The 26,245-nt window shown below is 60.4% G+C and carries 20 protein-coding genes and 1 pseudogene; 7 read left to right on the forward strand and 14 right to left on the reverse strand.

The genetic code is table 11. The features are described from left to right. The first annotated feature begins 147 nt into the window (after positions 1 to 147). The 3 genes from M0746_RS20230 (at position 148) to M0746_RS20240 (ending at position 2,105) form a co-directional block, all read left to right on the forward strand. Positions 148 to 492, forward strand: coding sequence for a pilin assembly protein (locus M0746_RS20230; protein WP_090281971.1), 345 nt, complete (start codon positions 148 to 150; stop codon positions 490 to 492). Positions 493 to 856: 364 nt separating this feature from the next. After that, complete coding sequence (locus M0746_RS20235) at positions 857 to 1,261, forward strand: DUF4398 domain-containing protein (protein WP_090281970.1); 405 nt, start codon at positions 857 to 859, stop codon at positions 1,259 to 1,261. Positions 1,262 to 1,316: 55 nt separating this feature from the next. After that, complete coding sequence (locus M0746_RS20240) at positions 1,317 to 2,105, forward strand: OmpA family protein (protein ID WP_024011746.1); 789 nt, start codon at positions 1,317 to 1,319, stop codon at positions 2,103 to 2,105. Between the two features lie 262 nt (positions 2,106 to 2,367). Here M0746_RS20240 and M0746_RS20245 read toward each other — a convergent pair whose 3' ends face one another. From M0746_RS20245 to M0746_RS20310, 14 genes are all read right to left on the reverse strand, one after another. After that, positions 2,368 to 2,697 (reverse strand): hypothetical protein, encoded by a 330-nt coding sequence (locus M0746_RS20245; RefSeq protein ID WP_093104328.1) that lies wholly within the window; start codon positions 2,695 to 2,697, stop codon positions 2,368 to 2,370. Next, positions 2,694 to 3,599 (reverse strand): alpha/beta hydrolase, encoded by a 906-nt coding sequence (locus tag M0746_RS20250; protein ID WP_258450382.1) that lies wholly within the window; start codon positions 3,597 to 3,599, stop codon positions 2,694 to 2,696. Before M0746_RS20250 ends, M0746_RS20245 begins: the two co-directional genes overlap by 4 nt. Positions 3,600 to 3,762: 163 nt before the next feature. Then, positions 3,763 to 5,013, reverse strand: a complete 1,251-nt coding sequence (locus M0746_RS20255; RefSeq protein ID WP_172833349.1) for a flavohemoglobin expression-modulating QEGLA motif protein — start codon at positions 5,011 to 5,013, stop codon at positions 3,763 to 3,765. Between the two features lie 60 nt (positions 5,014 to 5,073). Continuing rightward, a complete protein-coding gene (locus tag M0746_RS20260; RefSeq protein WP_258450383.1) occupies positions 5,074 to 5,628 on the reverse strand; it encodes a hypothetical protein in 555 nt (184 codons plus the stop codon). A 158-nt stretch (positions 5,629 to 5,786) separates the two neighbouring features. Beyond that, entirely contained in the window at positions 5,787 to 6,500 is a 714-nt protein-coding gene (locus tag M0746_RS20265) for a TetR/AcrR family transcriptional regulator (protein WP_093104335.1), read from the reverse strand. A gap of 105 nt (positions 6,501 to 6,605) precedes the next feature. Continuing rightward, entirely contained in the window at positions 6,606 to 8,108 is a 1,503-nt protein-coding gene (lysS, locus tag M0746_RS20270; RefSeq protein ID WP_090281964.1) for a lysine--tRNA ligase, read from the reverse strand. A 115-nt stretch (positions 8,109 to 8,223) separates the two neighbouring features. Beyond that, positions 8,224 to 9,319, reverse strand: a protein-coding gene (gene prfB, locus M0746_RS20275) for a peptide chain release factor 2 (RefSeq protein ID WP_157720869.1) whose coding sequence is annotated in 2 segments (ribosomal slippage) — positions 8,224 to 9,246 and positions 9,248 to 9,319 — 1,095 coding nt in all. Because the reading frame shifts where the segments join, the coding sequence is not laid out codon by codon here. Between the two features lie 238 nt (positions 9,320 to 9,557). Beyond that, complete coding sequence (locus tag M0746_RS20280) at positions 9,558 to 10,559, reverse strand: response regulator (RefSeq protein WP_090281963.1); 1,002 nt, start codon at positions 10,557 to 10,559, stop codon at positions 9,558 to 9,560. A gap of 48 nt (positions 10,560 to 10,607) precedes the next feature. After that, a complete protein-coding gene (gene cheB / locus M0746_RS20285; RefSeq protein WP_258450384.1) occupies positions 10,608 to 11,618 on the reverse strand; it encodes a chemotaxis response regulator protein-glutamate methylesterase in 1,011 nt (336 codons plus the stop codon). Then, positions 11,615 to 13,891 (reverse strand): hybrid sensor histidine kinase/response regulator, encoded by a 2,277-nt coding sequence (locus M0746_RS20290; protein ID WP_258450385.1) that lies wholly within the window; start codon positions 13,889 to 13,891, stop codon positions 11,615 to 11,617. Before M0746_RS20290 ends, cheB begins: the two co-directional genes overlap by 4 nt. Further along, on the reverse strand, positions 13,888 to 14,571 hold the full coding sequence (locus M0746_RS20295) for a chemotaxis protein CheW (RefSeq protein WP_258450386.1): 684 nt from the start codon (positions 14,569 to 14,571) through the stop codon (positions 13,888 to 13,890). The genes M0746_RS20290 and M0746_RS20295 overlap by 4 nt, the downstream gene beginning before the upstream one ends. Next, the gene (locus M0746_RS20300; protein WP_258450387.1) at positions 14,568 to 15,842 is read right to left on the reverse strand and encodes a CheR family methyltransferase; all 1,275 of its coding nucleotides are present in this window, start codon (positions 15,840 to 15,842) and stop codon (positions 14,568 to 14,570) included. The genes M0746_RS20295 and M0746_RS20300 overlap by 4 nt, the downstream gene beginning before the upstream one ends. Further along, positions 15,839 to 16,375, reverse strand: coding sequence for a chemotaxis protein CheW (locus M0746_RS20305; protein ID WP_258450388.1), 537 nt, complete (start codon positions 16,373 to 16,375; stop codon positions 15,839 to 15,841). Before M0746_RS20305 ends, M0746_RS20300 begins: the two co-directional genes overlap by 4 nt. Further along, entirely contained in the window at positions 16,375 to 17,997 is a 1,623-nt protein-coding gene (locus tag M0746_RS20310; protein WP_258450389.1) for a methyl-accepting chemotaxis protein, read from the reverse strand. The genes M0746_RS20305 and M0746_RS20310 overlap by 1 nt, the downstream gene beginning before the upstream one ends. Positions 17,998 to 18,523: 526 nt before the next feature. Here M0746_RS20310 and M0746_RS20315 point away from each other — a divergent pair. The 4 genes and pseudogenes from M0746_RS20315 to M0746_RS20330 form a co-directional block, all read left to right on the forward strand. Beyond that, positions 18,524 to 19,039, forward strand: coding sequence for an Hcp family type VI secretion system effector (locus tag M0746_RS20315; protein ID WP_007949952.1), 516 nt, complete (start codon positions 18,524 to 18,526; stop codon positions 19,037 to 19,039). Positions 19,040 to 19,172: 133 nt separating this feature from the next. Further along, entirely contained in the window at positions 19,173 to 21,215 is a 2,043-nt protein-coding gene (gene tssI, locus M0746_RS20320) for a type VI secretion system Vgr family protein (protein ID WP_258450390.1), read from the forward strand. Beyond that, entirely contained in the window at positions 21,205 to 21,942 is a 738-nt protein-coding gene (locus M0746_RS20325) for a DUF4123 domain-containing protein (protein ID WP_258450391.1), read from the forward strand. Before tssI ends, M0746_RS20325 begins: the two co-directional genes overlap by 11 nt. Continuing rightward, positions 21,942 to 26,207, forward strand: a pseudogene (locus M0746_RS20330) (RHS repeat-associated core domain-containing protein); the annotation flags it as partial. The gene M0746_RS20325 and the pseudogene M0746_RS20330, both read left to right, overlap by 1 nt. Between the last annotated feature and the right edge of the window lie 38 nt (positions 26,208 to 26,245).

A 26,245-nucleotide genomic window follows, 5' to 3' on the forward strand; every position in this document is an offset into this window, starting at 1 on the left:
GCGGCGCTTCTTACAAGCAGCCGACGAAGGGACTTTAAACCTTGAGCGGCAAAGCTAGTCTCAACAGTAAGCCGCACGACGGCTTGCCGCCGGCCCTGGCGGACACTCACCCAGACCTGCCATGAGCAGGTGCGAAATGAGGTCATCATGAAAATCCGTGAACTTGCCCAGCATTGGGAAGAAAACGCCAAAGGTCGCCTGACCGACACTGGCTACACGATTCATCTGGACGTGGAATCTGCCGCAAGGCTGGCGGCGATTGCCGAGATGTACCCCAAACGCCACCCCGAGGAATTGCTCGGCGAACTGATTGGTGCGGCGCTTGAAGAATTCGAGGCGAGCCTGCCGTATGTGAAAGGCTCGACGGTGGTCGCCACCGATGAGGAAGGTGATCCGCTGTATGAAGACGTCGGGCCGACGCCACGTTTTCTGGCGCTGTCGCGGCGGCATTTGCATGATCTGGCTTCAGCCGAGAACAAACAGAATCACTGACCCGACACAGAAAAACCTGTGGGAGCGGGCTTGCCCGCGATGGCGTCATTTCAGTCAAAGATGTGCTGAGCATGATGGCCTCATCGCTGGCAAGCCAGCTCCCACAGGGCCCGGCTAACCCTGATATTTATCTTAAAACTCACCCGCGCGTACCGCTTCAAACCGCCAAAGTTCCCGCCCCAGAGCCTTGTCCAAACGGTCAGGTTAATTTTTGGCGATAGGCCATCTTTTCTGAACTTTTGAAAAATGCCGCCGGTCGGAACAGGTAACCACGCCTGGAACGAGCGTTTCAATTCGCGTCAACAAGCGATGCTTTCGGCTCCTCTGCCAGGATGGATTCAGATGTATTTTCAGGAGATGCCTAATGGAGTTGAAGACCATGAAAACCCAATCCACGTTTTCCCACCTGCGCGGTCTGAAACTGGCCGCTCTGGCCATCGGCACCAGCTTCGTTCTGGCCGGTTGCGCCGGTAACCCACCGACCGAGCAGTACGCCGTGACCCAGTCGGCCGTGAACAGCGCCGTCAGCGCCGGCGGTACCGAGTTCGCTGCGGTGGAAATGAAGCAGGCTCAGGACAAACTGAAACAAGCTGAAATCGCCATGCACGACAAGAAGTATGACGAAGCCCGTCGTCTGTCCGAACAGGCGGAATGGGACGCTCGCGTCGCAGAGCGCAAGGCGCAGGCCGCCAAGGCTGAACAGGCTGTGAAGGATTCCCAGAAAGGTGTTCAGGAACTGCGTCAGGAAAGCCAGCGCACCGTGCAGTAAGCGCGCATCCGGACCGCAAAGCTGAATCTCTTATCGATAGAAAGGACGACAAATTATGCGTAAGCAACTGATGATTCCCGCTCTTCTGGCCGCAAGCGTTGCCCTGGCTGCCTGCTCTACCCCGCCTAACCCGAACCTGGAACAGGCACGCACCAACTATGCCGGCCTGCAGGCCAACCCGCAGGCGAGCAAAGTCGCCGCACTGGAAACCAAAGACGCCAGCGATTATCTGGACAAAGCCGACAAGGCCTATCTGGACAAAGAAGACGCGGCCAAGGTTGACCAACTGGCCTACCTGACCAACCAGCGCGTGGAAGTGGCCAAGCAGACCATCGCCCTGCGCACTGCTGAAAACAACCTGAAGAACGCCGCCGCGCAACGTGCCCAGGCCCGTCTGGATGCCCGTGATCAGCAGATCAAACAGCTGCAGGACAGCCTCAACGCCAAGCAGACCGATCGCGGCACGCTGGTGACTTTTGGTGACGTGTTGTTCGCCACCAACAAGGCCGATCTGAAATCCAGCGGTCTGGTGAACATCAACAAACTGGCGCAATTCCTTCAGGAAAACCCGGATCGCAAAGTGATCGTCGAGGGTTACACCGACAGCACCGGCACCGCGAGCTACAACCAGTCGCTGTCCGAGCGCCGCGCGACTTCCGTGCAGATGGCCCTGATCAAGATGGGCGTCGATCCTTCGCGTATCGTCGCTCAGGGTTATGGCAAGGAATATCCGGTCGCGGATAACGGCAGCGTCTCGGGCCGTGCGATGAATCGTCGGGTGGAAGTGACCATTTCCAATGACAACCAGCCGGTTGCACCGCGTTCTTCGGTGAGTTCGAACTAAGTTTTAAGCTGTAACGCAGAAGCCCCGCTTGAGTTGATCAGGCGGGGCTTTTTGTGGGAGCAGACATCGTAGCCCCTCACCCCAGCCCTCTCCCGAGGGAGAGGGAGCCGATTGGGGGAGGCTGTTGAGATGTGCCGGCGGGCAAGATTTGTTGTGAATCCATAATCGATCTGGTCTGTCAGGTCGATGAATAGCCCAAGACACCTCGGTCAGTCCCCTCTCCCTCTGGGAGAGGGTTAGGGTGAGGGCTGGGCCTGCAAAATCACTCTTGCAGCTTCTGCGGCGTCTCTTCACCCATGCATCGCACAGCCTTCTTCTGCGCATTGACCAGCACCCCGGTCAGGCCTTTCTGCTCGGTATCAAACAACACCAATACCCCGTCAATGCACTGCGCCACTTGCGGCGCGGGAGTCAGCGATAGTTTGTAGTCCTCGCCGGGCACGGTCTTGAGCATGGTGAACTCGTTGAGCAGCAGCGCATCCTCGGGTTTGGCGAAGTGCAGGTAGCCGTAGTACCACAGCGCCCCGACGGTGCCGAGGATGCTGCAGATACCGGTGATGATCAGCGGGATGGCGTTACGTTCTTCAGTCATTGCGGGTTCTCATCTTCAGAATTCGGCGGCGCTGGGTAATTGGGGATTTCGCCGAGGCGGCGCAGGCCGTTGAAATGCTCGGGGTCGTCGAGATAACGCAGCATCACCTGCTGCCACACCGGGTCGCCGAAGGTCTGCACATGGCCGCCGCGGGTCAGTTGCAGCACCCGCGGTGGCGGCGCCGCTTGATACAGACGGATGCCATTGGCCATCGGCACCAGCGGATCGTCGATGCTGTGGAAAATCAGTTTCGGCACGCCGATGAGTTGCGCCATCGACTTGATCGCGCTGTCGCCGTCCGGCACCAGCCACGACAGCGGCACCTGCAACGGCCAGGTCAGCCAAGACGTGCTCAGCGCATACTGGCCGACGCTGCGGTAACTGGCGGGCACACCGTCGAGCACCAGAGCCTTGAGCTGTTTCTGCCGCTCGGGATGCTGCACCAGCCAATGCACCGCCATCGCCCCACCGAGGCTTTGCCCGAGCAGCACCAGCGGTTTGCCTTTGACTTCCTGGGCCTGGTACAGCCAGGTGAATGCGGCGTCGATGTCCTGATAGATCGCCGGCAGGCTCGGCTTGCCTTCGGACAAGCCGTACCCGCGATAGTCCACCAGCAGCACTTGATAACCGTTTTTCGGCAGCCACCAACTGCCTCCCAGATGCATCGGCAGGTTGCCGCCGTTGCCGTGCAGGTGCAGCACCGTGCCTTTGACTTCCACGCCGGGTTTGGCCGGCAGCCACCAGGCGTTGAGTTTCAAGCCATCAGCAGTGACCAGCGTGACCGTACGGTAGTCGAGCCTGGCTTTTTCCGGGGTGAAGATCTGGCCCGGTTCGGGGTAGAACAGCAGCGAACTGCAACCGCCGAGGGTCAAAAGCAGGCAAAGAATGCCGAGGATTCTCATCCGGTGAAACCTCGCAAGGAATGGGCAGACAATCGATTCAGAGAAAAACAAATAACCCTGTGGGAGCTGGCTTGCCAGCGATGGCGGTGGGTCAGCCAACATCAAATTGACTGACAGAATGCAATCGCTGGCAAGCCAGCTCCCACAGGGGATTGTGTTTGGGCTAGAGGATATTGGAGTAATCCGCTTCGATCCGGTCCAGGCTCAAGTGGTTGAGGAAGTTGGAGAAGCACATCCACGCCGACAACGCATTCAGATCGCGGAACTGGTCCGGCAGGTATTTGGGCGGCACCACCAGCCCCTCGTCCACCAACTGGCGCAAGGTGCGCATGTCTTCCAGCGTGGTCTTGCCGCAGAACAACAGCGGAATCTGCTCGAGCTTGCCTTTGCGCACGGCCAACTGAATGTAGTTGTAAACCATGATGAAGCCCTTGAGGTAGGACAAGTCTTTGGTGAATGGCAGACCGGTCGGCGTCGAACCGCGGAACACCCGACTGGCGTTGCCATAGCTTTCCGCCATTTCGAAGCCTTGCTCACGGAAAAACTCGAACACCTGCAAAAAGTCCGCGCCCTCCTCGACCATGTGAATCGCGCGGGTGCGGTTGGTCAGTTTGCGCAGGCGACTCGGGTAGGAGGCGAACGTGATGATTTCCATCAGAATCGCCAGACCTTCCTGGGTCACCGTCGACGACGGCGGACCTTTCGACAGAAACGTGCAGATCGGCTGGTTCAAACCATTGAGCGTAGTGCCGACATGCACCAGCCCTTCATGGACTTCCAGTGCGCGCACGTCACGGTTGTTGAACATCGCGTCGGTGCGGATCTTGATGTAGTCGGCGCCCGCCGCCGCGTCGGCGACGATGCCGTCGGACTCAAACACCCGAATGGTTTCCTCGGCCTCGCCAAACACCTTGTTCAAACGGGTTTGCAGCAAGTGCACGGCGTCCTTGGCGGTGAGGATTTTCGGTTCGTCCTTCAGATCGCCACGGCCATCGATGTTGTTCAGGTAGTCGGACATCATCAGGCCAAGGTCGGCCAGGGTCGGGTCACCGGCATGGAAGGCATCGGACGCGGCGCCGTACAGCTCTTGCGAAATCAGGCCGAAATCCTCGGTGCCGCGCGCTTCGAGCATGCGCACGACCATGCGGTATTCCTTGCACATGCGCCGCATGATCTGCCCGACCGGGTTGAACTGGCCGAGCTGGCGAGTGATGTCGCGCTCGATGTTCTGAAACTCCAGCTTGACCTGGCTCGAATCGAAGGACAGCGGCCGATTGAGGTAGTAGTCGCGATCGATCGCGGGCATCTCCTTGCCCTTGGCCTTGAGAAAGCCCTTGCGCACGTTCTCGTCCCACTTGACCGCGTCAAGCACGCGGATCGGCGTCTGCGCCAGCACAATGCGATCGGACAACATGCGTATCGTCTGCTGGTAATCGTCCACCCGGAACTCCTGTAGAAAACCTGACGTTTGAAATTATTGAGCGCTGGCCTGGCGCTGATAGCGCGCAGCTTCAACGAAGACATCGGAATTGGCCGGATCATCAAGGTAAGCGAAGACCTTGTCGAGGTTGCTGTCGACGTGCACGCCGTCGCCATCGTCGGTCTGGAAGGCCTGACCGTCGAGGGCGTGCTGTTTGATCGCTTGATTGATCTGCTCGAGATCGAGGTTGTAGATCACCAGTTCGCGCTGGTCGGTGATTTCGAACCCGGCAATGGTGAAGTGGCCGCCGAAACGCGCCGGCACTTTCGCCGACAGATACCAGCGGTTGCCATGCCGTGACACAGTAAACGGATAGGCTTCGCGTTCGCGCGGCTTGGCTTTGAAGTACGTGACGGCCTGGTAGCGATCGTTGCCGACGCGGGTCAGCTCAAGATTCATCGGCTCGCCCCAGGCATTGGTGCTCGACCATTTGCCGAGCAAGCCCTTGGGCGCCGGATCGCTGGCCGCCAGCGGCTCCTTGAACGTCACCAGACAGCCACTGAGCAGCAGCAACGACAGGGCCATCAGCACGCCACGCCAGGACTTCATTCGAGACTCCTTATGAACAGCCGCTTTTCATCGATTGTTCCCACGCTCTGCGTGGGAATGCATCCACTGACGCTCTGCGTCATCTCGGCGAGGGACGCAGAGCGTCCCGGGCGGCATTCCCACGCGAAGCGTGAGGAACGATCAAAAGCATCCGCGGATCAGACCGAGGCCAGCACCAGGTGCATATACCGCGTCAGGATGCCGAGCATGTCCTCTTCGGCCAAAGGCTCGGCGTCGTTGAGCAGGCCCTGATATTCCATCCGTCCGATAATCGCCGTCAACACTTTGGCATCCTGCTGCGGTTCGCGCGAGCCCAAAACCTGAAACAACTGGCAGGTGCCCTGCAACAGAATCTGCTGATGCGAGCGCACCAGGATCGCCAGACGCGGGTTGAGCAGCGCTTCCTGGCGGAAGGCCTGTTCGGCCATCAGATGCTCACGGCGATTGATCAGTTGCCGGTGCACGTAGTCGGCCATCAGCCGCGCGATGTCGTCGGCCAGTTGCGAGCGCGACTCCGGGCTGCCGTCGCCGCTGACGACCATTTCACGCAACAGGCCTTCATTGTTGATCCACAACTTGGCCATGTACGCCGCGCTGCGTTCAACATATTGGGCAAAGGTATCGGTGAGCAGGTCGTCGATGTCCTTGAAGTAATACGTGGTCGCCGACAGCGGCACACCGGCCTCGGCCGCCACCGCGCGGTGGCGCACGGCACGCACGCCGTCGCGCACGACAATGCGCATCGCCGCGTCGAGAATGTCCTGGCGACGCTGCTCACTGCCCTGTCGGCTGGCCTTGCGGCCCTGGTACTGAACACTTTCAGCGACCGCAGTGGCGATACCCGCTGCACCTTCTTGAGCTATTGCACCCATCACGACAGCACTTCCTCTACTAATTCCAAATTAACCAATTGATACATTTGTACCAGACAGGCAATAAAAAGCCGCCTGTTTTAGGCGGCTTTTTAACTGAAACGTTTACGCTTGCGGTCGCATGTGCGGGAACAGGATCACATCGCGAATCGACGGCGAGTTGGTCAGCAACATCACCAGACGGTCGATGCCGATACCTTCACCGGCCGTTGGCGGCATGCCGTACTCCAGCGCACGGACGAAGTCGGCGTCGTAGTGCATGGCTTCATCGTCGCCGGCGTCCTTGTCGGCCACCTGCGCCATGAAGCGTTCGGCCTGGTCTTCGGCGTCATTCAACTCGGAGTAGGCGTTGGCGATTTCACGGCCGCCGATGAACAGCTCGAAGCGGTCGGTGACGTTCGGGTTGTCGTCGTTGCGACGCGCCAGTGGCGACACTTCGAACGGGTACTGAGTGATGAAGTGCGGCTGTTCCAGTTTGTGCTCGACCAGCTCTTCGAAAATCATCACCTGCAACTTGCCCAGACCTTCGAAGCCCAGCACCTTGGCGCCGGCCTTCTTGGCGATGGCGCGGGCCTTGTCGATGTCGTTCAGGTCATCGGCGGTCAGCTCAGGGTTGTACTTGAGGATCGAGTCGAACACCGACAGACGCACGAACGGCTCGCCGAAGTGGAACACCTTGTCGCCGTACGGCACGTCGGTGCTGCCCAGCACCAGCTGCGCCAGCTCGCGGAACAGTTCTTCGGTCAGGTCCATGTTGTCTTCGTAATCGGCGTAGGCCTGATAGAACTCCAACATGGTGAATTCAGGGTTGTGACGGGTCGAGACACCTTCGTTACGGAAGTTGCGGTTGATCTCGAAAACTTTCTCGAAACCGCCTACGACCAGACGCTTCAGATACAGCTCCGGCGCGATACGCAGGAACATTTCCATGTCCAGCGCGTTGTGATGGGTTTCGAAAGGCTTGGCCGCAGCGCCACCCGGGATGGTCTGCAGCATCGGCGTTTCGACTTCGAGGAAGTCGCGCTTCATCAGGAAGCTGCGGATGTGCGCGATCACTTGCGAACGTACGCGGAAGGTCTGGCGCACGTCTTCGTTGACGATCAGGTCAACGTAACGCTGACGGTAGCGCTGTTCGGTGTCGGTCAGGCCATGGTGCTTGTCCGGCAGCGGACGCAGCGACTTGGTCAGCAGGCGCACGTTGGTCATTTCAACGTACAGGTCGCCCTTGCCGGAGCGCGCCAGGGTGCCTTCGGCGGCAATGATGTCGCCCATGTCCCAGGTTTTAACCGCGGCCAGGGTTTCTTCCGACAAAGTCTTGCGGTTGACGTAGACCTGGATACGCCCGGTCATGTCCTGGATCACCATGAACGAGCCACGGTTGAGCATGATGCGACCGGCGACCTTGACCGGGATTGCAGCCTCTGCCAGCTCTTCCTTGGTCTTGTCCGCGTACTGTTTCTGCAAGGCATCGCAGTAGTTGTCGCGGCGGAAGTCGTTCGGGAAGGCATTGCCCTTGGCGCGCTCGGCAGCAAGCTTTTCCTTGCGCAGGGCGATCAGCGAGTTTTCTTCCTGTTGCAGGGCTTGCGGGTCGAGTTGTTGGTCGCTCATGTCTTTAGATATTCCATCAGGTTCGTTGCCCCCGGACCTTGCGGCCCGGGGATCGCCAGCAGGGCTGGCTCCTACAGGGATCGAGCGGAAACGGTCGATCCTGTGTTGGCGTCTGTTACAGGCCCGATTTCAGGCTGGCTTCCAGGTACTCGTCGATGTCGCCGTCGAGCACCTTGTCGCAATCGCTGCGTTCGATGTTGGTGCGCAGATCCTTGATCCGCGACGCATCGAGCACGTAAGAGCGGATCTGGTGACCCCAGCCGATATCGGACTTGGTGTCTTCCAGCGCTTGCGAAGCGGCGTTGCGTTTCTGCATTTCCTGCTCGTACAACTTGGCCCGCAGCATTTTCATGGCGGTGTCCTTGTTGGCGTGCTGGGAACGTTCGTTCTGGCAGCTGACCACGGTGTTGGTCGGTACGTGAGTGATACGTACGGCCGAGTCGGTGGTGTTTACGTGCTGACCACCGGCACCGGAGGAACGATAGGTGTCAATGCGCAGGTCTGCCGGGTTGATTTCGATTTCGACCTTGTCGTCGATCTCTGGCGAGACGAACACCGCAGAAAACGAGGTGTGGCGACGGTTGCCGGAGTCGAACGGGCTCTTGCGCACCAGACGGTGCACGCCGATCTCGGTACGCAGCCAGCCAAAGGCGTATTCACCCTTGATGTGCACGGTCGCGCCTTTGATACCGGCGACTTCACCGGCGGACAGTTCCATGATGGTCGCTTCGAAACCGCGTTTGTCGGCCCAGCGCAGGTACATGCGCAGCAGGATATTGGCCCAGTCCTGCGCTTCGGTACCGCCGGAACCGGCCTGGATATCCAGGTAGGCGTTGTTCGGGTCCATTTCATGGCTGAACATGCGGCGGAATTCCAGCTTGGCCAGACTTTCCTCGAGACGGGCCAGTTCGGCGACGACATCACCGACTGCGCCTTCGTCGTTTTCTTCGACGGCCATGTCCAGCAGGTCGCGGCAATCGGCCAGACCGGCGTTCAGTTCATCGAGGGTATCGACGATCTGCGCCAGCGCAGCGCGCTCGCGGCCCAGTTCCTGGGCGTATTCAGGTTTGTTCCAGACACTCGGATCTTCAAGCTCGCGATTGACCTCGGTCAGACGCTCATGCTTTTGATCGTAGTCAAAGATACCCCCGAATAGTTTCGGAGCGCTCGGACAGGTCCTTGATGGTGTTCAGGATCGGGTTGATTTCCATGACGGGCAGCACTCGTTGGCGAACTTTTGAAAGCCGGCGAGTATAACGTAATCAGGCTGGCGCGGCAGCCCGTCTGGCGGCTGTGGGGGTGATTGTGCTTTGTCATTGACCTGCACAATTGCAATGTGGGAGCGAGCCTGCTCGCGAAGGCGGTGTTTCAGTCAACATTGATGTCGACTGTACCGCCGCTTTCGCGAGCAGGCTCGCTCCCACAGGGGGACAGCATTGCCAACCTGGTCTATTCGATCCCGACCTGATTACGCCCATTATTCTTCGCCAGATACAACCCGCGATCCGCCGCGGAAATCAGCAGGCGGCAATCGCTGCCGGCCTGCGGCACCATGGTCGCCAAACCGATACTGATGGTCAGGCTGTCGCCCGCCGCCGGGGTGTTGTGCGGGATTTTCAGCGCCGCCACAGTCTGGCGCAGCTTCTCCGCTACCAATCGCGCGCCACCCGGCGAGGTGTTCGGCAACACCAGCACAAACTCCTCACCGCCATAACGCGCCGGCAGATCCGACGGCCGCGCGCTGGCGTCGCGGATCGCCGCCGCGACCTTGCGCAAGGCTTCATCGCCCTCAACGTGGCCGAAACTGTCGTTGTACGACTTGAAGTAATCGACATCGATCATCAACAACGACAACTGGCTCTGATCGCGCAACGAGCGGCGCCACTCCAGCTCCAGGTACTCGTCGAAGTGCCGGCGATTGGACAACCCGGTCAGGCCGTCGGAGTTCATCAGCCGTTGCAGCACCAGATTGGTGTCGAGCAATTGCTGCTGGCTGACCCGCAGCGCCCGGTAAGCGGCATCGCGCTGCAGCAGGGTCATGTAGGAGCGCGAGTGATAGCGGATGCGCGCCACCAGCTCGATGGTGTCGGGCAGCTTCACCAGATAATCGTTGGCGCCGGCGGAGAACGCCGCGCTCTTGATCAGCGGGTCTTCCTTGGTCGACAGGACGATGATCGGGATGTCCTTGGTCGCCGGATGATTGCGGTATTCGCGCACCAGACTCAGGCCATCGAGGCCGGGCATGACCAGATCCTGCAAAATCACCGTCGGCTTGATGCGCACGGCCTGGGCGATGGCTTGCTGCGGATCGGAGCAGAAGTGGAAGTCGATGTTTTCTTCGCTCGACAGCCCACGGCGCACCGCTTCGCCGATCATCGCCTGATCGTCCACCAACAACACCATGGCGGCGTTTTCGTCGGTTTTGATGTCGTCGATCTGTAAATCATTCATGGGCGGTCACCTGAGTGCTGCGGGGGCCAGGATTGCGGATATACCTGTTCATTTGGGGAAAACCTCCAGCAATCGTGGCGCTATTCTTTCCAGTGGACGGATTTCCACGGCGGCATCGATGGCCGCGGCGGCCTTGGGCATGCCGTACACCGCACTGCTGTTCTGGTCCTGGGCGATGGTCAAATAACCCTGTTGGCGCATGAGCTTAAGCCCTTGCGCGCCGTCGCGCCCCATCCCGGTCAATAAAACCCCGACGGCGTCACCATTCCAGTAATTGGCGACGCTCTCGAAAAACACGTCGATCGAGGGCCGATAAATCTCGTTGACCGGTTCGGCGGTGTAGGCCAGCGTGCCGTTCTTGAGCAGGCGAATATGGTGATTGGTCCCGGCCAGCAGCACCGCGCCGCTTTGTGGCGGCTCGCCTTCGCGGGCCAGACGCACGTCCAGGCCACTGGCGCCGGCCAGCCATTCGGCCATGCCCGCAGCGAAAACCTGATCCACATGCTGGACCAGCACGATCGCTGCCGAGAAATCTTTGGGCAAACCTTTGAGCAGAACCTCCAGCGCTGCCGGGCCGCCAGCGGACGAACCAATCGCCACCAGGCGCTGACGTGAGGCCGAACTGCGCTGGGGCGTCGGTGCCGGCCGCGTCCGCGGAGCCTTGTCGCCGATCAGCCAGCCGATATTGAGGATCTTGCGCAGCAACGGCGCCGCCGCTTCCTGCGGGTTGCCGCCGCCAACGGCCGGAGTATCGACCACATCCAGTGCGCCGTGGCCCATGGCTTCGAAGACGCGGTGCACGTTCTGCTGACGGTCGACGGTGACAATGACGATGGCGCACGGGGTCTCGGCCATGATCCGGCGGGTGGCTTCGACGCCGTCCATGATCGGCATGATCAGGTCCATCAGGATCAGGTCCGGGGTGTTTTCGGCGCACAGTTGCACCGCCTCGGCGCCGTTGCGGGCGACCCAGACCACCTGATGCGCCGGCTCGAAGGCCAGCGCCCGGCGCAGTGCCTCTACCGCCAGCGGCATGTCGTTGACGATTGCGATCCTCATGCCCGCGCTCCTCCGATGAGCTCGACCACTGCGTCGAGCAGGGCGTCGTCATGAAAACTGGCTTTGGCTAGATAATAGTCGGCGCCGGCGTCCAGTCCACGGCGCCGGTCTTCTTCGCGGTCCTTGTACGAGACGACCATCACCGGCAGCGATTGCAAGCGGTTGTCGCGGCGCAGCAGGCTGACCAGCTCGATGCCGTCCATGCGCGGCATGTCGATGTCGGTGATCAGCAAATCGAAGTCCTCGGAACGCAGGGCATTCCAGCCGTCCATGCCGTCGACCGCTACGGCGACGTCGTAGCCACGGTTGAGCAAGAGTTTGCGTTGCAGTTCGCGCACGGTCAGCGAATCGTCGACCACCAGCACCCGCTTGCGCGCCGCTTCCGCGGCTTGGTTACCGTGACGGGCAATACGCTCCAGGCGCCCGGTGTTGAGCAGTTTGTCGACCGAGCGCAACATGTCTTCGACGTCAACGATCAGCACCACCGAACCGTCATCGAGCAAGGCGCCGGCGGAAATGTCCTGAACCTTGCCTAGCCGCTCATCCAGCGGCAACACCACCAGCGTTCGTTCGCCGATAAAGCGCTCGACCGCGACGCCATAGATCGCATCGCGCTCGCGGATCACCACGACCTTGAGGGTTTCGCCGCTGTTCTGGCTGGCCGGGCGATTGAGCAATTGACTGGCCGCGACCAGCCCGACATGCCGGCCTTCGTACCAGAAATGCTGGCGGCCTTCGACCTGAACGATGTCTTCGGGAGCCAGATCGCACATGCGTTCGATGTGCGCCAGCGGAAAGGCATAAGCCTCTTCACCGACGGCCACCACCAGACTGCGCACCACCGACAGCGTCAACGGCACTTCCAGATGAAAGCGACTGCCCTCGCCCGCCGTCTGCTCCAGCACCACGGCCCCGCGCAACTGGCGGACCATGTGCTGCACCGCATCGAGGCCGACGCCGCGACCGGACACTTCGGTGACCTTGTCGCGCAAACTGAAACCGGGCAGGAACAGGAAGGTCAGCAGTTCTTCTTCGCTCAACTGCGCAGCGGTTTCGGCTGGGGATAACTGCCGTTCGACGATGCTACGGCGGACCTTTTCCAGGTCGACACCGTTGCCGTCGTCACTCAGTTCCAGCACCAGCAAACCGGCCTGATGCGAGGCGCGCAGGCGAATCAGGCCTTCTTCCGGCTTGCCCTGGAGCAGGCGTTGTTCGGGCGTTTCGATGCCGTGATCGACCGCGTTGCGCAACAAGTGCGTCAGCGGTGCTTCAAGCTTTTCCAGTACGTCGCGGTCGACCTGGGTTTTCTCGCCTTCGATCTCCAGGCGTACCTGTTTGCCGAGGCTGCGTCCCAGATCGCGGACCATGCGCACCTGTCCGCTGAGGACGTCGGCGAACGGGCGCATGCGACAGGCCAGCGCCGTGTCATAAAGCACTTGCGCGCGTTGGCTGGCTTGCCAGGCGAATTCATCGAGTTCAGCGTTTTTCTCGCTGAGCAGTTGTTGCGATTCGGCGAGCAAACGACGTGCGTCCTCGAGGGCTTCCAGCGCCTCGAGGCTCAAGGCGTGTTCCTTGAGGTGCACGTTGAGGTTTTCCAGCGCGCGCAGGCCGTTGTTCTGCATGCGCTTGAGGCGCTGCATGGTTGCCAGATGCGGCTTGAGCCGCTGGGTTTCCACCAGCGATTTGCTCGACAGATCGAGCAGGCTGTTCAGGCGTTCGGCGGTCACCCGCAAGACGCGCTCGCCACCTTCAGTGGTGCGTTTGCTTTTGCGCGGCGCCGGTTCGGCAGTTTCGACTGGCGTTTCCACGGAAGGCGCAGGCACCGGCGCGGGCTCAAGTTGCAGCTCGGCCATCGGCGGTGCGGCTACCGGTATCGGGGCTGCCGACGGATCGAGCAACCGCGCCATCAACGCTACATAGGCCTCGATGTCTGGCGGTTGCGGCGCGTTCGTCGGGGTAGCGATGCGCATGAGCAAATCGGTGCCCTGCAACAACGCGTCGATATGCTCGGGGCGCAGCAGCAGGCGCCCTTCCTGCGCGCTGACCAGGCAATCTTCCATGACATGGGCGACGCTGACGCCGCTATCGATGCCGACGATCCGCGCCGCGCCTTTGAGTGAATGCGCCGCGCGCATGCACGATTCGAGGTGGTCGGCCTGGGTCGGGTTGCGCTCCAGCGCCAACAGCCCGGCGCTGAGAACCTGAGTCTGGGCTTCAGCTTCAAGGCTGAACAGCTCGAGCAGCGAGGCGTCGCGCATTTGCTCGGGGGTCATGTCAGGCTCCGGGTCACGGCGGACAGCAACTGTTCTTCGTCGAGCCAGCGCAGGCTGCGACCGCGATATTGCAGGACACCGCGAGTGTATTTGGCGCTGGCCTGGGCAGCGGATTGCGACGCCGCCGCAAGGATGCGCTCGTCAATGGCATGAATGCCGTCGACCTCGTCCACCGGCACCACCACCGGCCCGCCATGGGCGGCAATGATCAGCATGCGCGGCATGATCCGCGCACCGGTGGCCGGCGCGGCATTGGCATCCAGATCGAGCAAGTCCACCAGCGACAGGCACGCCACCAGCGCACCGCGCACGTTGGCCACGCCCAGCAGAGCTCGCGAGCGCTGGTGCGGCAATGAGTGAATGGCCTGCATCGGCGCGACTTCCACCAGACTGCGCGTGGCCAGCCCCAGCCATTCTTCGCCGAGGCGGAACATCAGCAGCGAGCGGGTCTTTACGTCCGTTTCCACGGCGCTGGCCACCGGGTCGCGATCGTCCTGCTGCAACGCGTAACGGTCGAGCAGGCGCGTGGCGGCGGCGGAATACACCGAGCAATTGCGGCAATGAATGTGTTCTTCGAGCAGCGGGCAGGACTTGTCGCCATGAATGCCGATGCGATTCCAGCAGTCGTCGATGGCGCGGGCGTCTTCGTGGATGACGTTGAAAGTGTCGGACGCGATCATCGTTTGCGCTCACTGTCGGCGGTGCGCCCGCTGCGGGCGGCACGCTCCTGCAATCGTCGGGCACCCGCCGTGTCGCCCTGGGCTTGCAGCAACGCCGCCAGGTGCATCAACGCTTCGGGGTGTTGCGGTTCGAGGTACAACGCCTTGCGGTAGAAACCCTGGGCTTCGAGGGTCAGGCCGGCGACATCGCTGAGCAGGCCGAGCCAGTAAAACACCTGCGCCACCGGCTCGTGGCTCCGCAGATATTGTTCGCAAGCGGCACGCGCTTCGGCACTTTTGCCTTCGTTGGCCAGCGCAGCGATGTGCGCCAGCAAGGTCGCGGCGTCCTGATTCGCGGCTCTGGGCACGGTCGGCAATGGCGTGACGGCGGCAAACGGGCGATTGCGCACGACCGGCGCTGGTGGTGGATTGCGCAGCGCTTGGCTGATCGGCACGGCGATCGGTTTCGGTGTCGGCAACGGCTCAGGGTGCGGCTCGCTGTGACGGCTGAACGCGAACGACTGGGGAATGCCGATCGAGCGCATGCCCAGGCGGCCGAGCAGACTGCCCTCGGCGGGGCCGATAAACAGCACGCCGTCGAAATGCGTCAGGCGCTTGAGCACTTCGAACACCTGCTTCTGGGTCGGCTGGTCGAAGTAGATCAGCAAGTTGCGGCAGAACACAAAATCGAACGCCGGCTCACTGGCCAATAGCGTTGGATCGAGCACATTGCCGACCTGCAAGCGCACCTGTTCACGCACGTTTTCGTTGATCCGATGGCCATCCTGCTCGGCGAAAAAATGCCGTTCGCGGAAATCCAGATCCTGGCCGCGAAACGAGTTCTTGCCATACAACGCACGCCGCGCCTTCTCTACCGAGAGCGGGCTGACGTCCATGCCATCGACCTTGAATTGATGCGGCTGCAATCCGGCATCGAGCAGGGCCATGGCAATCGAATAGGGTTCCTCGCCGGTGGAGCACGGCAGGCTGAGAATGCGCAGTGCGCGCATGTTGTTCAGCTCTTTAAGCCGGGCGCGCGCCAGTTTGCCCAGCGTGGCAAAGGATTCCGGATAACGGAAAAACCACGTCTCCGGCACGATCACCGCTTCGATCAGCGCCTGCTGTTCATCCCGCGAGCCTTGCAGCAATCGCCAGTAATCGTCGCTATCAGCCGCCTGCGAAAGCGTGGTGCGCTGGCGCACGGCACGCTCGATGATCGCCGGGCCGACCGACGTTACATCGAGGCCGATGCGCTCTTTGAGAAAGTCGAAAAACCGCTGATCGCCGCTCATGCCTGCGCCTCAAGCTGCGCCGGGTCGCGCGGCGGATCGGGAAACAGCAAGGCGCGCACCGACTCGTCGAGCAAGTCATGGACCCGCACCCACTGCACCAGCCCATGGGCGTCTTCGCGCACCGGACCGAGGTACGGCGCCTCGCGGTTATCGAGGCCGTAGGGTTGAAAATCTTCAGGATGGCAGCGCAGGGTATCGGTCGCCTGCTCAAGAATCAGCCCGAGCCACTGCGCCGTTTCCGCATCATCCGGGCGATAGTTGACCAGCACCAGCCGCGTGCTGGTGCGCGCCTCGGCAGGCTGGCCGAAGGTCAAGGCGCTGAGGTCGATGACCGGCACTACCGCGCCGCGATAGGCAAACACCCCGGCGACCCATTGCGGCGCCCGGGCAATCGGCTTCAACGCCACGCGCGGCAAGACTTCCGCCACTTCGGTGGCGCGCAGGGCGTAACGTTCGCTGCCGATGCGAAACAGCAGAAACAATACCGGTTTCGTCACTGGCGCTACACCGCGCTTGGCGATGACTTCGTTCATCAGACTTTGAATCGCGAAACGCCGCTGCGCAGCCCGACGGCCACCTGGCTCAGTTCGTCGATGGCGAAACTGGCCTGGCGCAGCGATTCGACGGTCTGGCTGCTGGCATCGCCCAACTGCACCAGCGCATGGTTGATCTGCTCGGCGCCGGTGGCCTGGGCCTGCATGCCTTCGTTGACCATCAACACCCGCGGCGCCAGCGCCTGCACCTGATGAATGATCTGCGACAACTGCTCGCCGACCTGCTGAACTTCGGACATGCCGCGACGCACTTCTTCAGAGAATTTGTCCATGCCCATCACCCCGGCCGACACTGCCGACTGGATCTCGCGGACCATTTGTTCGATGTCGTAAGTGGCGACGGCGGTCTGGTCGGCCAGACGCCTTACTTCGGTGGCGACGACCGCAAACCCGCGCCCGTATTCGCCGGCCTTCTCGGCTTCGATGGCAGCGTTGAGCGACAGCAGATTGGTCTGGTCGGCGACTTTGACGATGGTGACGACCACCTGATTGATGTTGCCGGCCTTCTCGTTGAGGATCGCCAGTTTGGCGTTGACCAGATCGGCGGCGCCCATCACCGAGTGCATGGTGTCTTCCATGCGCGCCAGGCCTTGCTGGCCGGAGCCGGCGAGCACCGAGGCCTGATCGGCGGCGGTGGAGACTTCGGTCATGGTGCGCACCAGATCTCGCGACGTGGCAGCAATCTCCCGCGAGGTCGCGCCGATTTCCGTGGTGGTGGCGGCGGTTTCGGTGGCGGTGGCTTGCTGTTGCTTGGAGGTGGCGGCGATTTCGGTCACCGAGGTGGTCACCTGCACCGATGAGCGCTGCGCCTGGGAAACCAGCGCAGTCAGTTCGGTCATCATGTCGTTGAAGCCGGTTTCGACCGCGCCGAACTCGTCTTTGCGATCAAGGTTCAGACGCGAACTGAGGTCGCCGGTGCGCATGATTTCGAGGATCGTGACGATGCGGTTCATCGGCGCCATGATCGCGCGCATCAGCAACAGACCACACAAGCCGGCAACCAGTACGGCGACCAGCAGAGAAATGATCATGCTGACTTTGGCGGCGGCCACGGCATCATCGATATTGGCCATGGCATTGTCGGCGACAACCTTGTTCTCGCCGATGATGTCATTGAGTTTCATGCGCCCGGTGTACCAGGCCGGAGTCAGCTTTTCGGTGAACAGCTTGATCGCCTCGGCCTCAAGATTGCGCCGGTGCAGGTCGAGCACGGCATCCTGAATCTCAATATAGGCGTCGTGGTATTTCTCAAACAGGGCGAACTCGGAGCGGTCCTCATCGGTCGCCATGGTCTTGCGATAGTTGGCCATCTGCTCTTGCAGGCGCGTTTCGAAGGCCTTGTAGTCGGCGGCGTCTTCGCTGGAAATGCCCTGCCCTTCCTTCAGGCCCAGCAATTCCTGGGTCTGCAAATAACTGTCGACCCATGCGCCGCGAATCATCGAGCTGTAGTAAACACCGGGAATGGCATCGTCGCGCACGCTGTTTTCACTGGCCTCGATCTTCAACAGCCGTGAATAAGAGAGCACCACCATCATCAGCATGATGGCGATAATCACCGCAAAGCTCGCCAAAATGCGTTGGCGCAACGTCCAGTTCTTCACAGTGATTCCTCGGTGCCTGATCGAAATGCGGGGAGTATAGCCGAGCGCGCTGTTTCATTTATAAGACGCTTTCTAACCCTCCTGCGCCGCGCCCCTGTGGGAGCGAGGTCTGAGGCCATACACCATTCCCTTGTAGGAGTGAGCCTGCTCGCGATAGCGGTGGGTCAGTCACGCATGATTCGCCTGAACTGCTCCCGAAGCAGACACCTCGGTGTCGACAAATGTCCAACTGCGCAAGAAGTTGCGCAGTCGGTCGTAATATTTCACGGGGTAAATCCTCTGCAGATCACGCCGGGCAAGGCCTGCAGCCAAGTGCGCAAGAAGTTGCGCAGCACTGCGCAACTTCTTGCGCACTTTCTTCTGATTTCCACGCTGAAAATTACCCCAAGCGCCCCCCCAACCACCGCTCCGCTCCCGCCCTCCGGGCACTTCAGCAAACCTGGCACGCTCCTTGATAACAGTCAGGCACCCACCGGGCGATTTCGCCTCCCGGGCACCTTAAATTTATCCGCAAGGAGAGCACCCCATGGCAACACCAGCGTACATGTCGGTTACCGGCGAAAAACAAGGCCTGATCACTGCAGGCGCATTCACCGCTGACTCCGTAGGCAACACCTACCAGGAAGGCCACGAAGACCAGGTCATGGTTCAGGCTTTCACCCACGACGTGATCATCCCGCGTGACCCGCAATCCGGTCAGCCAACCGGTCAGCGCGTTCACAAGCCAGTTGTGATCACCAAGGTCTACGACAAGGCTTCGCCACTGCTGCAAGCAGCACTGACTTCCGGCGAGCGCATGAGCGAAATCGTTATCCAGTGGTACCGCACTTCGGCGCAAGGCACCCAAGAGCACTACTACACCACCAAACTGGAAGACGCGATCATCGTCGCCATCAACAACAAAATGCACAACTGCCAGGATCCAGGCAACGCGCACTTCACCCACCTGGAAGAAGTGCAGTTCACCTACCGCAAAATCACCTGGACCCACGAAGTATCCGGTACTTCGGGTTCCGATGACTGGCGTGCTCCAGTCGTTTAATTACGGCTGATCGTTACAAGCATCGGCCAGCTCTGCTGGTCGATGTTGTTTACGCCCCTCCAGAATTTCGCGTACGTTGAGCCGCTTTGTGCGGCCGTCGACGAGCGCCGCTGTACAGCACGAGGAACAAGGGATGTTCGCGCCGGCCAATGAAACCCACTTTGCCCTGACCATCGAAGGTCTTTCCGCTGATTTCCAGGTGTTTACCCTCACCGGCCGGGAAGCCATCAGCCAGCCTTTTGTCTTTGAGGTGGAGCTGGTCAGTGAGCAGCCGTCGCTGGACCTCGAAACCCTGCTGCACAAACCGGCCTTTCTGCAGCTGTCGCCCGACGGCAGCGGCATTCATGGCCAGATCTACCGCGCCGCGCAAGGCGATTCCGGCAAGCGCCTGACCCGATATTCGGTGACTTTGCGCCCGCAACTGTCCTACCTCGCGCACCGCATCAACCAGCGCATATTCCAGAACCTCAGCGTGCCGAAAATCATCGGCATGGTCCTCGAAGAGCACGGCATCCAAAGCAACGCTTACGAATTCAAGACCGGTTCGATTTATCCCGAACGCATCTACTGCGTGCAGTACGACGAATCGGACCTGCATTTCATCCAGCGCCTGTGCGAAGAAGAAGGTATTCACTACCACTTCCAGCACAGCGCCACCGCGCACAAACTTGTATTCGGCGATGACCAGACGGTGTTCCCGAAACTCGCGCCTGTACCCTATCAGCAAGACTCCGGCATGGTCGCCAGCAACCCGGTGATCAAGCGTTTCGACCTGCGTCTGGAAACCCGCACCAGCCGCACCACGCGCCGCGATTACGACTTCGAAAAACCGCGCCTGACCCTGGAAAGCGAAAACCGTGGCGACGCCCTGCCCGACCTCGAAGACTATGACTACCCGGGCCGTTTCATCGACCGCGAGCGCGGCAAACACCTGGCCAAACGCGCCCTCGAACGCCATCGCAGCGACTTCCAGCTCGCCGAAGGCAAGAGTGATCAACCGTTGCTGGTCAGCGGCCATTTCCTCGCGCTGACCGAACACCCCAAAGCCAAGTGGAACGACCTGTGGCTGCTCACCGAAGTCCTGCACGAAGGCAAACAGCCGCAAGTGCTCGAAGAGTCGGTGACCAGCGACACCACCGCGCTGAAAGACGATTTCCATCAGGGCTATCGCAACCGCTTTCAGGCCACGCCGTGGGACGTGCCCAATCGCCCACCGCTGCGCCACCCGAAACCGCGCATCCTTGGTAGCCAGAGCGCCGTGGTCACCGGCCCGAAAGGCGAAGAAATCCACTGCGACGAATACGGCCGCGTCAAAGTCCAGTTCCACTGGGACCGCGAAGGCCAGGCCGACGACAAGACCAGCTGCTGGCTGCGCGTCTCCAGCGCCTGGGCCGGCGCCCAATACGGCGGCATCGCCATTCCGCGCATCGGCATGGAAGTGCTGGTCACCTTCCTTGAAGGCGACCCCGATCAACCGCTGATCAGCGGCTGCCTGTACCACAAGGAAAACACCGTCCCGTACGCCCTGCCGGCGAACAAGACCCGCAGCACCTTCAAGACCCTCAGCTCAATGGGCGGTGGCGGCTACAACGAACTGCGCATCGAAGACAAAAAAGGTCAGGAGCAGATCTACCTGCACGCCCAGCGCGACTGGGACGAGAACATCGAGCACGACCAGAAAATCCGCGTCGGCAACGAACGCCACGACACCGTCGAGCAAAACAGCTACAGCGAATTCAAGGCCGAAGAACACCACACCGTCTACGCCGACCGCAAAGTCGAAGCGCGTGCGAATGATCACCTCACCGTGGGCGTGAACCAGCACATCAAGATCGGCACCGGCCAGTTCATCGATGCAGGCCAGGAAATCCACCTTAGCAGTGGCATGAAAGTGGTCATGGAGGCCGGCGCAGAACTGACCCTGGTCGGCGGCGGCAGCTTCATCAAGATCGACGCCGGCGGCGTAACGATGAGCGGCCCGGTGATCAACATGAACTCCGGCGGCAGCCCCGGCGTTGGTACGGGCGCCGCGCCGTTGATGCCGGGCGTGCTGAAACAGGCGGATGCCGACAAGGCTGGCCAGGTCCTGACCCCAGCGCAAATCAACACCCTCAAACGCAACGCGCCGTTCTGCGAAGAATGCGAAAAATGCAAGGCAGGTGCCTGTGCCATCTGATCGAATCACACCCAAGGACTGGCTGGCGCAACAGCCGTTGCAGAATGGCGAGCGGTTGTATCTGGTGATCAGTGCGGCGAGCGACGCCGACGCCCTGAAAACCCTGTACCTGACCGAACCCACCGCCCAGCTCCTGCCGATCTGGGGCGGCACGCCCTACTCCACCTGGCAACCGGTGATGCCTTACGTCACCGAACTCAAAGCCAATTCCGCCTTCCTGCCCTGGATCGCCGAAACCGACGCCCTCGACTGGGGCTGGCTGGCGGTGTCGCGTTCAGAGCCGAACGAAGTGTTCGAGCATCTGCGCAGCCTGACGCAGGTGAAGATGCCGGACGGGACCGAGGTGTTTTTCCGGTTTTGGGATGGGCGGCATATCTACCCGATTCTGCATGGACTGGGGGAAAAGGCCGGGGAGGTGCTGCCGGTGTTTGAGCGGTATCTGATTAATGGTCAGGCGCTGGAGGTGGGGACACGGGTGGTGCCGAAGGTGCGGGACTGGCCGTGGTGGGAGGTGCCGAAGGCGTTGCTGGATGGCTTGGGCAAGGACAATCCCACGACGTTGATTGCCAATCTCATGCAATGGCTGGAAGAAGACCGCCCTGATATCTATACCGCCTGGCCAGAGAACAATCTCAAGCTGAAAATCAGCCGTTTCGTGCGCCGCCCGGATGCGCCGAAAAACCTTAAAGAAGCATTGTTAAATCACCTGATTCTGGAGCAAGGCTGATGGATCGCGTTGCCTTTGTTGACAACCAACTGAACACCTTCAAGGACAGTCTGAAGCTGTATCAGGAACAAACCAAAACCTGGTACGCGCGAGCGCTCGACAAGGGCAGTCGCGCCACTGACATGCCGTCCTTGTTGGGCATGGAGCGTGTCATCAAGGTAGGCAACACCAGTAAAGCCGTGAGCATGACTGACGGTAGCTTCAGCTCGAACGTGGCTCAATGCCCGCTCAAAGGTCCGTTGCTGATCGAGAGCAAATTCGAATCGGTTTACGACATTCCGGTGGGTGATATCGAAGTCGAAATCGTTGCTGTGGACGGTGGCGCAGTCAGCAAGGTCAAACTCGACGCTCAAGGCAAAGCCGCCTGGACCGGCGGTGTACCCGGCAAGTTCTACCAGATCCGCGTGCATAACGAAGTGACGCCGGCGCAAATCGACGCCCTCTTCAGCTCCTACAGCGGCGTGACCGCGGACCTGGAAGGCTTCCTGCGCAAGGAATGGGCGGGCTTCAAACCCCAGTGGTCGAACCTTTCCACCTCCGGCACGGTGATGGCGGTTGGTAACGGCATACTCGAAGGCGGCTGGGAGGCCATCAAGGGTGTGTGGGACGGCATCAGCCTTGTGCTCGATATCCTCCAGGATCCGAAGAAATTCGCCAACGATCTCGGCGCTGGCGCAGACGAGCTGATCAAAGTCGCCAAAAGCTCGCCAGACGTCATGAAAAAAGCCATGTTGCTGGCGAGTGACGAAGCAGCCCTGTTCCTGCTGGTACGCAGTGCAGTGATCTGGCTGGCAGGCTTGCCGCCGATGAAGATGGCAGGCGACGTAGCGAAAATGACCACGGCGATCGTTGTCGGTATTGCGATCGACATTGTTATCGGTGTCGTGCTGACAATCGCGGCTGAAGGCACCGGGGTTATTTATCTGGCTGCCCGACTGAAAAAGTATGGCGAACTTGTACTCAATGCAGTCATCGGCTTCGTGAAGTCGGTATTCAAGATCATCAATGGTTTTATGGAGTATGTCGCCAAGTACACCGCTGTGGCGGCGCGAGGGGTGACGGCTAAGGTTAGGAACGGGATTTCCGAGTTGCGTTTTGATGGCAAGAAAAACGCCAGAATTGCAGACGGTAAAGTCGCTGATGACGTATCGAACCAAGCGACGAATCCCGCCGAAAAAAGCGCAGAACCTGCTGCAAAGACTTGCACTAGCGGGTGCCCTGTTTCGATGGTCACTGGCGAAGAGTTATTGACGTTAACTGACGGCCAACTCGACGGCCTGCTGCCATTCGAATGGACCCGTCTCTATCGCACCAGCGCTGTGGAAATCGACTGCGGTCTCGGCTATGGCTGGAGCCACGCGCTCGCCCAGCGCATCGAGATCAATGGCGATGAAGTCATCTGGACCGATCAGGAAAACCGCTCCACCGTTTTCCCACTTCCGAGCGAGCAGCGTCCCGCCATCACCAACAGCCTGTCGCACGCGGCCATCTTCCTAGGTGACGATCCATCCGAGCTGATTCTCGCGCAGGCTGGCAAGCGACCATCGTTCTATCACTTCCGCTTCGACAGCAAAGGCGCGACCCTGATCGCCATCAGCGATAGCTATGGCAACCGCTTGCACGTTACTCGCGACATCCATGGTCGCATCAAACGTCTCGACAACGGTGCCGGCCGCGCGCTGCTCCTGCGCTACGATCGCAAGCACATCATCGCCGTCGACTATCAACAGTTCCTGCCAGCGGACAATCTTGAGGCCGCATGGAACACGGTGCAGACGCTGGTCACTTACAGCTACGACACGCAGCATCGCTTGATTGAGGCGAAGAACGCCGCCGGCGAAGCCGAACGCTATCGCTACAACGACCAGCACGTCATTCTCGAGCGGCAATTGGCAGGCGGCGCGGCGTTCTACTGGGAGTGGGAAAACGAAGGCAAACTGTCTCGGTGTACACGTCACTGGGCCAACTTTTCCCAGATGGAAGCGCAATACGCCTGGGACGACAAAGGCAGCGTTACCGTAACCAACGCCGATGGTAGCGAAGAGGTCTACACCCACGATGATCAGGCGCGACTGATCAGCAAAATTGATCCCGATGGTGCCGAGCATCAAAAAGCCTATAACGACAAGGGTCAATTGATCGCGGAAAAGGACCCATTGGGCGCCGTTACCGAATACCGCTACGACGACAACGGACTGATGACCGCTGTCATCCCCCCAGAAGACGAGGCTACAACTTACGAATATATCAACGGCTTCGTCAGCGACGTTCGTCGCGGCAAAGCCAGTTGGAAGTATCAACGCAACCGACAGGGTGATGTCACTGCGCAGATTGACCCGGACGGCAATGCCACCCATTACAGCTATGACCCGCAGGGTCGTCTGCTGGAAATCCGTCACCCGGACGGCAGCCGTCATCAACTCGGCTGGAACAATCTCGGTCAACTGCTTGAAGAACGCCTGCCCGACGGCGGTCAGCGCAAGTACCGTTACGATGCACTAGGCAGGCAGATCACTCGCCAGGAAGAGTCCGGCGCGATCACTCATTACCAATGGGATGCTGCCAATCGCCTTGCCCAGGTTACGCTGCCCGGCGGCGCCACTCGCGCATTCAGCTACAACGCCTACGGCAATGTCACTGCTGAACGTGACGAGCTTGGCCGTATCACCCGCTACGAATACGCTGACAATCTCCACCTCGTCAGCCGCCGAATCAATCCCGACGGCAGCCAACTGCGCTACCGCTACGACAACTCGCGTCTGTTGCTCACTGAAATTGAAAACGAGCGCGGCGAGCACTATCACCTTGATTACTACGCCAACGGCCTGATTCAACAGGAAACCGGCTTCGACGGTCGTCGGACTGGCTACGAGTACGACCTCAACGGCCAACTGCTGAAGAAAACCGAGTTCGGCGACGACGGCAGCGAACTGGTCACCGCATATCAGCGTGATGCCGCAGGTCGGTTGCTTGTAAAAACGCTGCCCGACGGCGAAGAGATTCACTACAGCTACGACGCGCTTGGCCGCCTCGTTAACGTTGACGACGGCCACTGGCCGCTCGCCTACAAATACGACCTGCAAGACCGACTCATCGAGGAGCACCAAGGCTGGGGCACTCTGCGCTACGAATACGATAGCGTCGGCCAGCTCCAGCACTGCCGCTTGCCCGATGGCAGCAAACTCGATTACCGCCACCAGCCTGGCGGGCAACTCAGCAGCATCGACCTCAACGGTTCTCGCCTGACCTCTCATCAGTTCAACGCCGGTCGAGAGCAACAGCGCCAACAAGGTCTGCTGCTCAGCCAATACCAATACGATGAACAGGGACGCCTCCAAGCGCACAGCGTCAGCCAGCGAGAAAAACACCTGTTCCAGCGTCGCTACAACTACGACGCCAACGGCAACCTCGCCGGCATCGATGACAGCCGCAAGGGCAACCGCAGCTATCACTACGACCCGCTGGATCGCCTGATCAGCGTTCGTGGCGCCACGCCAGAGAGCTTCGCCCATGACCCGGCGGGCAACCTGCTCGGACAAAATGACCTGCCCGTTGCGAATCTCGCCAACGTCAAAGGCAATCGCCTGCTCATGCAAGGCGACCGCCACTACGATTACGACGCCTATGGCAACCTAGTCCGCGAGAGTCGAGGCACCGGCCAAAAGCTCATCACCGAATACCGCTACGACTGCCAGCACCGTCTGATCGGCGTCAGCCTGCCGGGCGGCAGCACAGCAACCTACAAATACGACGCCTTTGGCCGCCGCATTGAAAAGTCAGTCGACGGTCACAGCACCGAGTTTCTGTGGCAAGGCGAACGCCTCATCGCTGAAAGCGCAGAAAACCGCTACCGCAGCTACGTCTACGAACCGGGCAGCTTCCGCCCGCTGGCGATGCTCGACGGCGAAGGCCCGCTAAAAGCGGCCCCGTTCTACTACCAACTCGACCACCTCGGCACACCGCAGGAACTGACCGACTACAGCGGCGAAATCATGTGGTCGGCGAAGTACCGTGCCTATGGCAACCTCGCGGCGCTGGACGTCAGCGAAATCGATAACCCGCTGCGTTTTCAAGGTCAATATTTCGACGCCGAGACAGGGTTACATTACAACCGCCACCGCTACTACAATCCGGGAACTGGACGGTTCTTGACGCCGGATCCGATCAAGCTTGCGGGTGGGTTGAATAGCTACCAGTACGTGCCTAACCCTACGGGGTGGGTGGATCCGTTGGGGCTTGCAAGTAAAGATTGTGAACAACCCGAACCATATGACAACTCTGCCCATAACGCTGCTAAATACGC

This window comes from Pseudomonas sp. S11P7 (assembly GCF_023195435.1).
GTDB classification, from domain to species: Bacteria; Pseudomonadota; Gammaproteobacteria; order Pseudomonadales; family Pseudomonadaceae; genus Aquipseudomonas; species Aquipseudomonas fluorescens_G.

What these genes read in the sequence shown, in the direction of transcription:
- M0746_RS20230 (WP_090281971.1), top strand. Translation starts at nt 148, where the DNA reads ATGAAAATCCGTGAACTTGCCCAGCATTGGGAAGAAAACGCCAAAGGT.
- M0746_RS20235 (WP_090281970.1), top strand. Translation starts at nt 857, where the DNA reads ATGGAGTTGAAGACCATGAAAACCCAATCCACGTTTTCCCACCTGCGC.
- M0746_RS20240 (WP_024011746.1), top strand. Translation starts at nt 1,317, where the DNA reads ATGCGTAAGCAACTGATGATTCCCGCTCTTCTGGCCGCAAGCGTTGCC.
- M0746_RS20245 (WP_093104328.1), bottom strand. Translation starts at nt 2,697, where the DNA reads ATGACTGAAGAACGTAACGCCATCCCGCTGATCATCACCGGTATCTGC.
- M0746_RS20250 (WP_258450382.1), bottom strand. Translation starts at nt 3,599, where the DNA reads ATGAGAATCCTCGGCATTCTTTGCCTGCTTTTGACCCTCGGCGGTTGC.
- M0746_RS20255 (WP_172833349.1), bottom strand. Translation starts at nt 5,013, where the DNA reads ATGTTGTCCGATCGCATTGTGCTGGCGCAGACGCCGATCCGCGTGCTT.
- M0746_RS20260 (WP_258450383.1), bottom strand. Translation starts at nt 5,628, where the DNA reads ATGAAGTCCTGGCGTGGCGTGCTGATGGCCCTGTCGTTGCTGCTGCTC.
- M0746_RS20265 (WP_093104335.1), bottom strand. Translation starts at nt 6,500, where the DNA reads ATGGGTGCAATAGCTCAAGAAGGTGCAGCGGGTATCGCCACTGCGGTC.
- lysS (WP_090281964.1), bottom strand. Translation starts at nt 8,108, where the DNA reads ATGAGCGACCAACAACTCGACCCGCAAGCCCTGCAACAGGAAGAAAAC.
- M0746_RS20280 (WP_090281963.1), bottom strand. Translation starts at nt 10,559, where the DNA reads ATGAATGATTTACAGATCGACGACATCAAAACCGACGAAAACGCCGCC.
- cheB (WP_258450384.1), bottom strand. Translation starts at nt 11,618, where the DNA reads ATGAGGATCGCAATCGTCAACGACATGCCGCTGGCGGTAGAGGCACTG.
- M0746_RS20290 (WP_258450385.1), bottom strand. Translation starts at nt 13,891, where the DNA reads ATGACCCCCGAGCAAATGCGCGACGCCTCGCTGCTCGAGCTGTTCAGC.
- M0746_RS20295 (WP_258450386.1), bottom strand. Translation starts at nt 14,571, where the DNA reads ATGATCGCGTCCGACACTTTCAACGTCATCCACGAAGACGCCCGCGCC.
- M0746_RS20300 (WP_258450387.1), bottom strand. Translation starts at nt 15,842, where the DNA reads ATGAGCGGCGATCAGCGGTTTTTCGACTTTCTCAAAGAGCGCATCGGC.
- M0746_RS20305 (WP_258450388.1), bottom strand. Translation starts at nt 16,375, where the DNA reads ATGAACGAAGTCATCGCCAAGCGCGGTGTAGCGCCAGTGACGAAACCG.
- M0746_RS20315 (WP_007949952.1), top strand. Translation starts at nt 18,524, where the DNA reads ATGGCAACACCAGCGTACATGTCGGTTACCGGCGAAAAACAAGGCCTG.
- tssI (WP_258450390.1), top strand. Translation starts at nt 19,173, where the DNA reads ATGTTCGCGCCGGCCAATGAAACCCACTTTGCCCTGACCATCGAAGGT.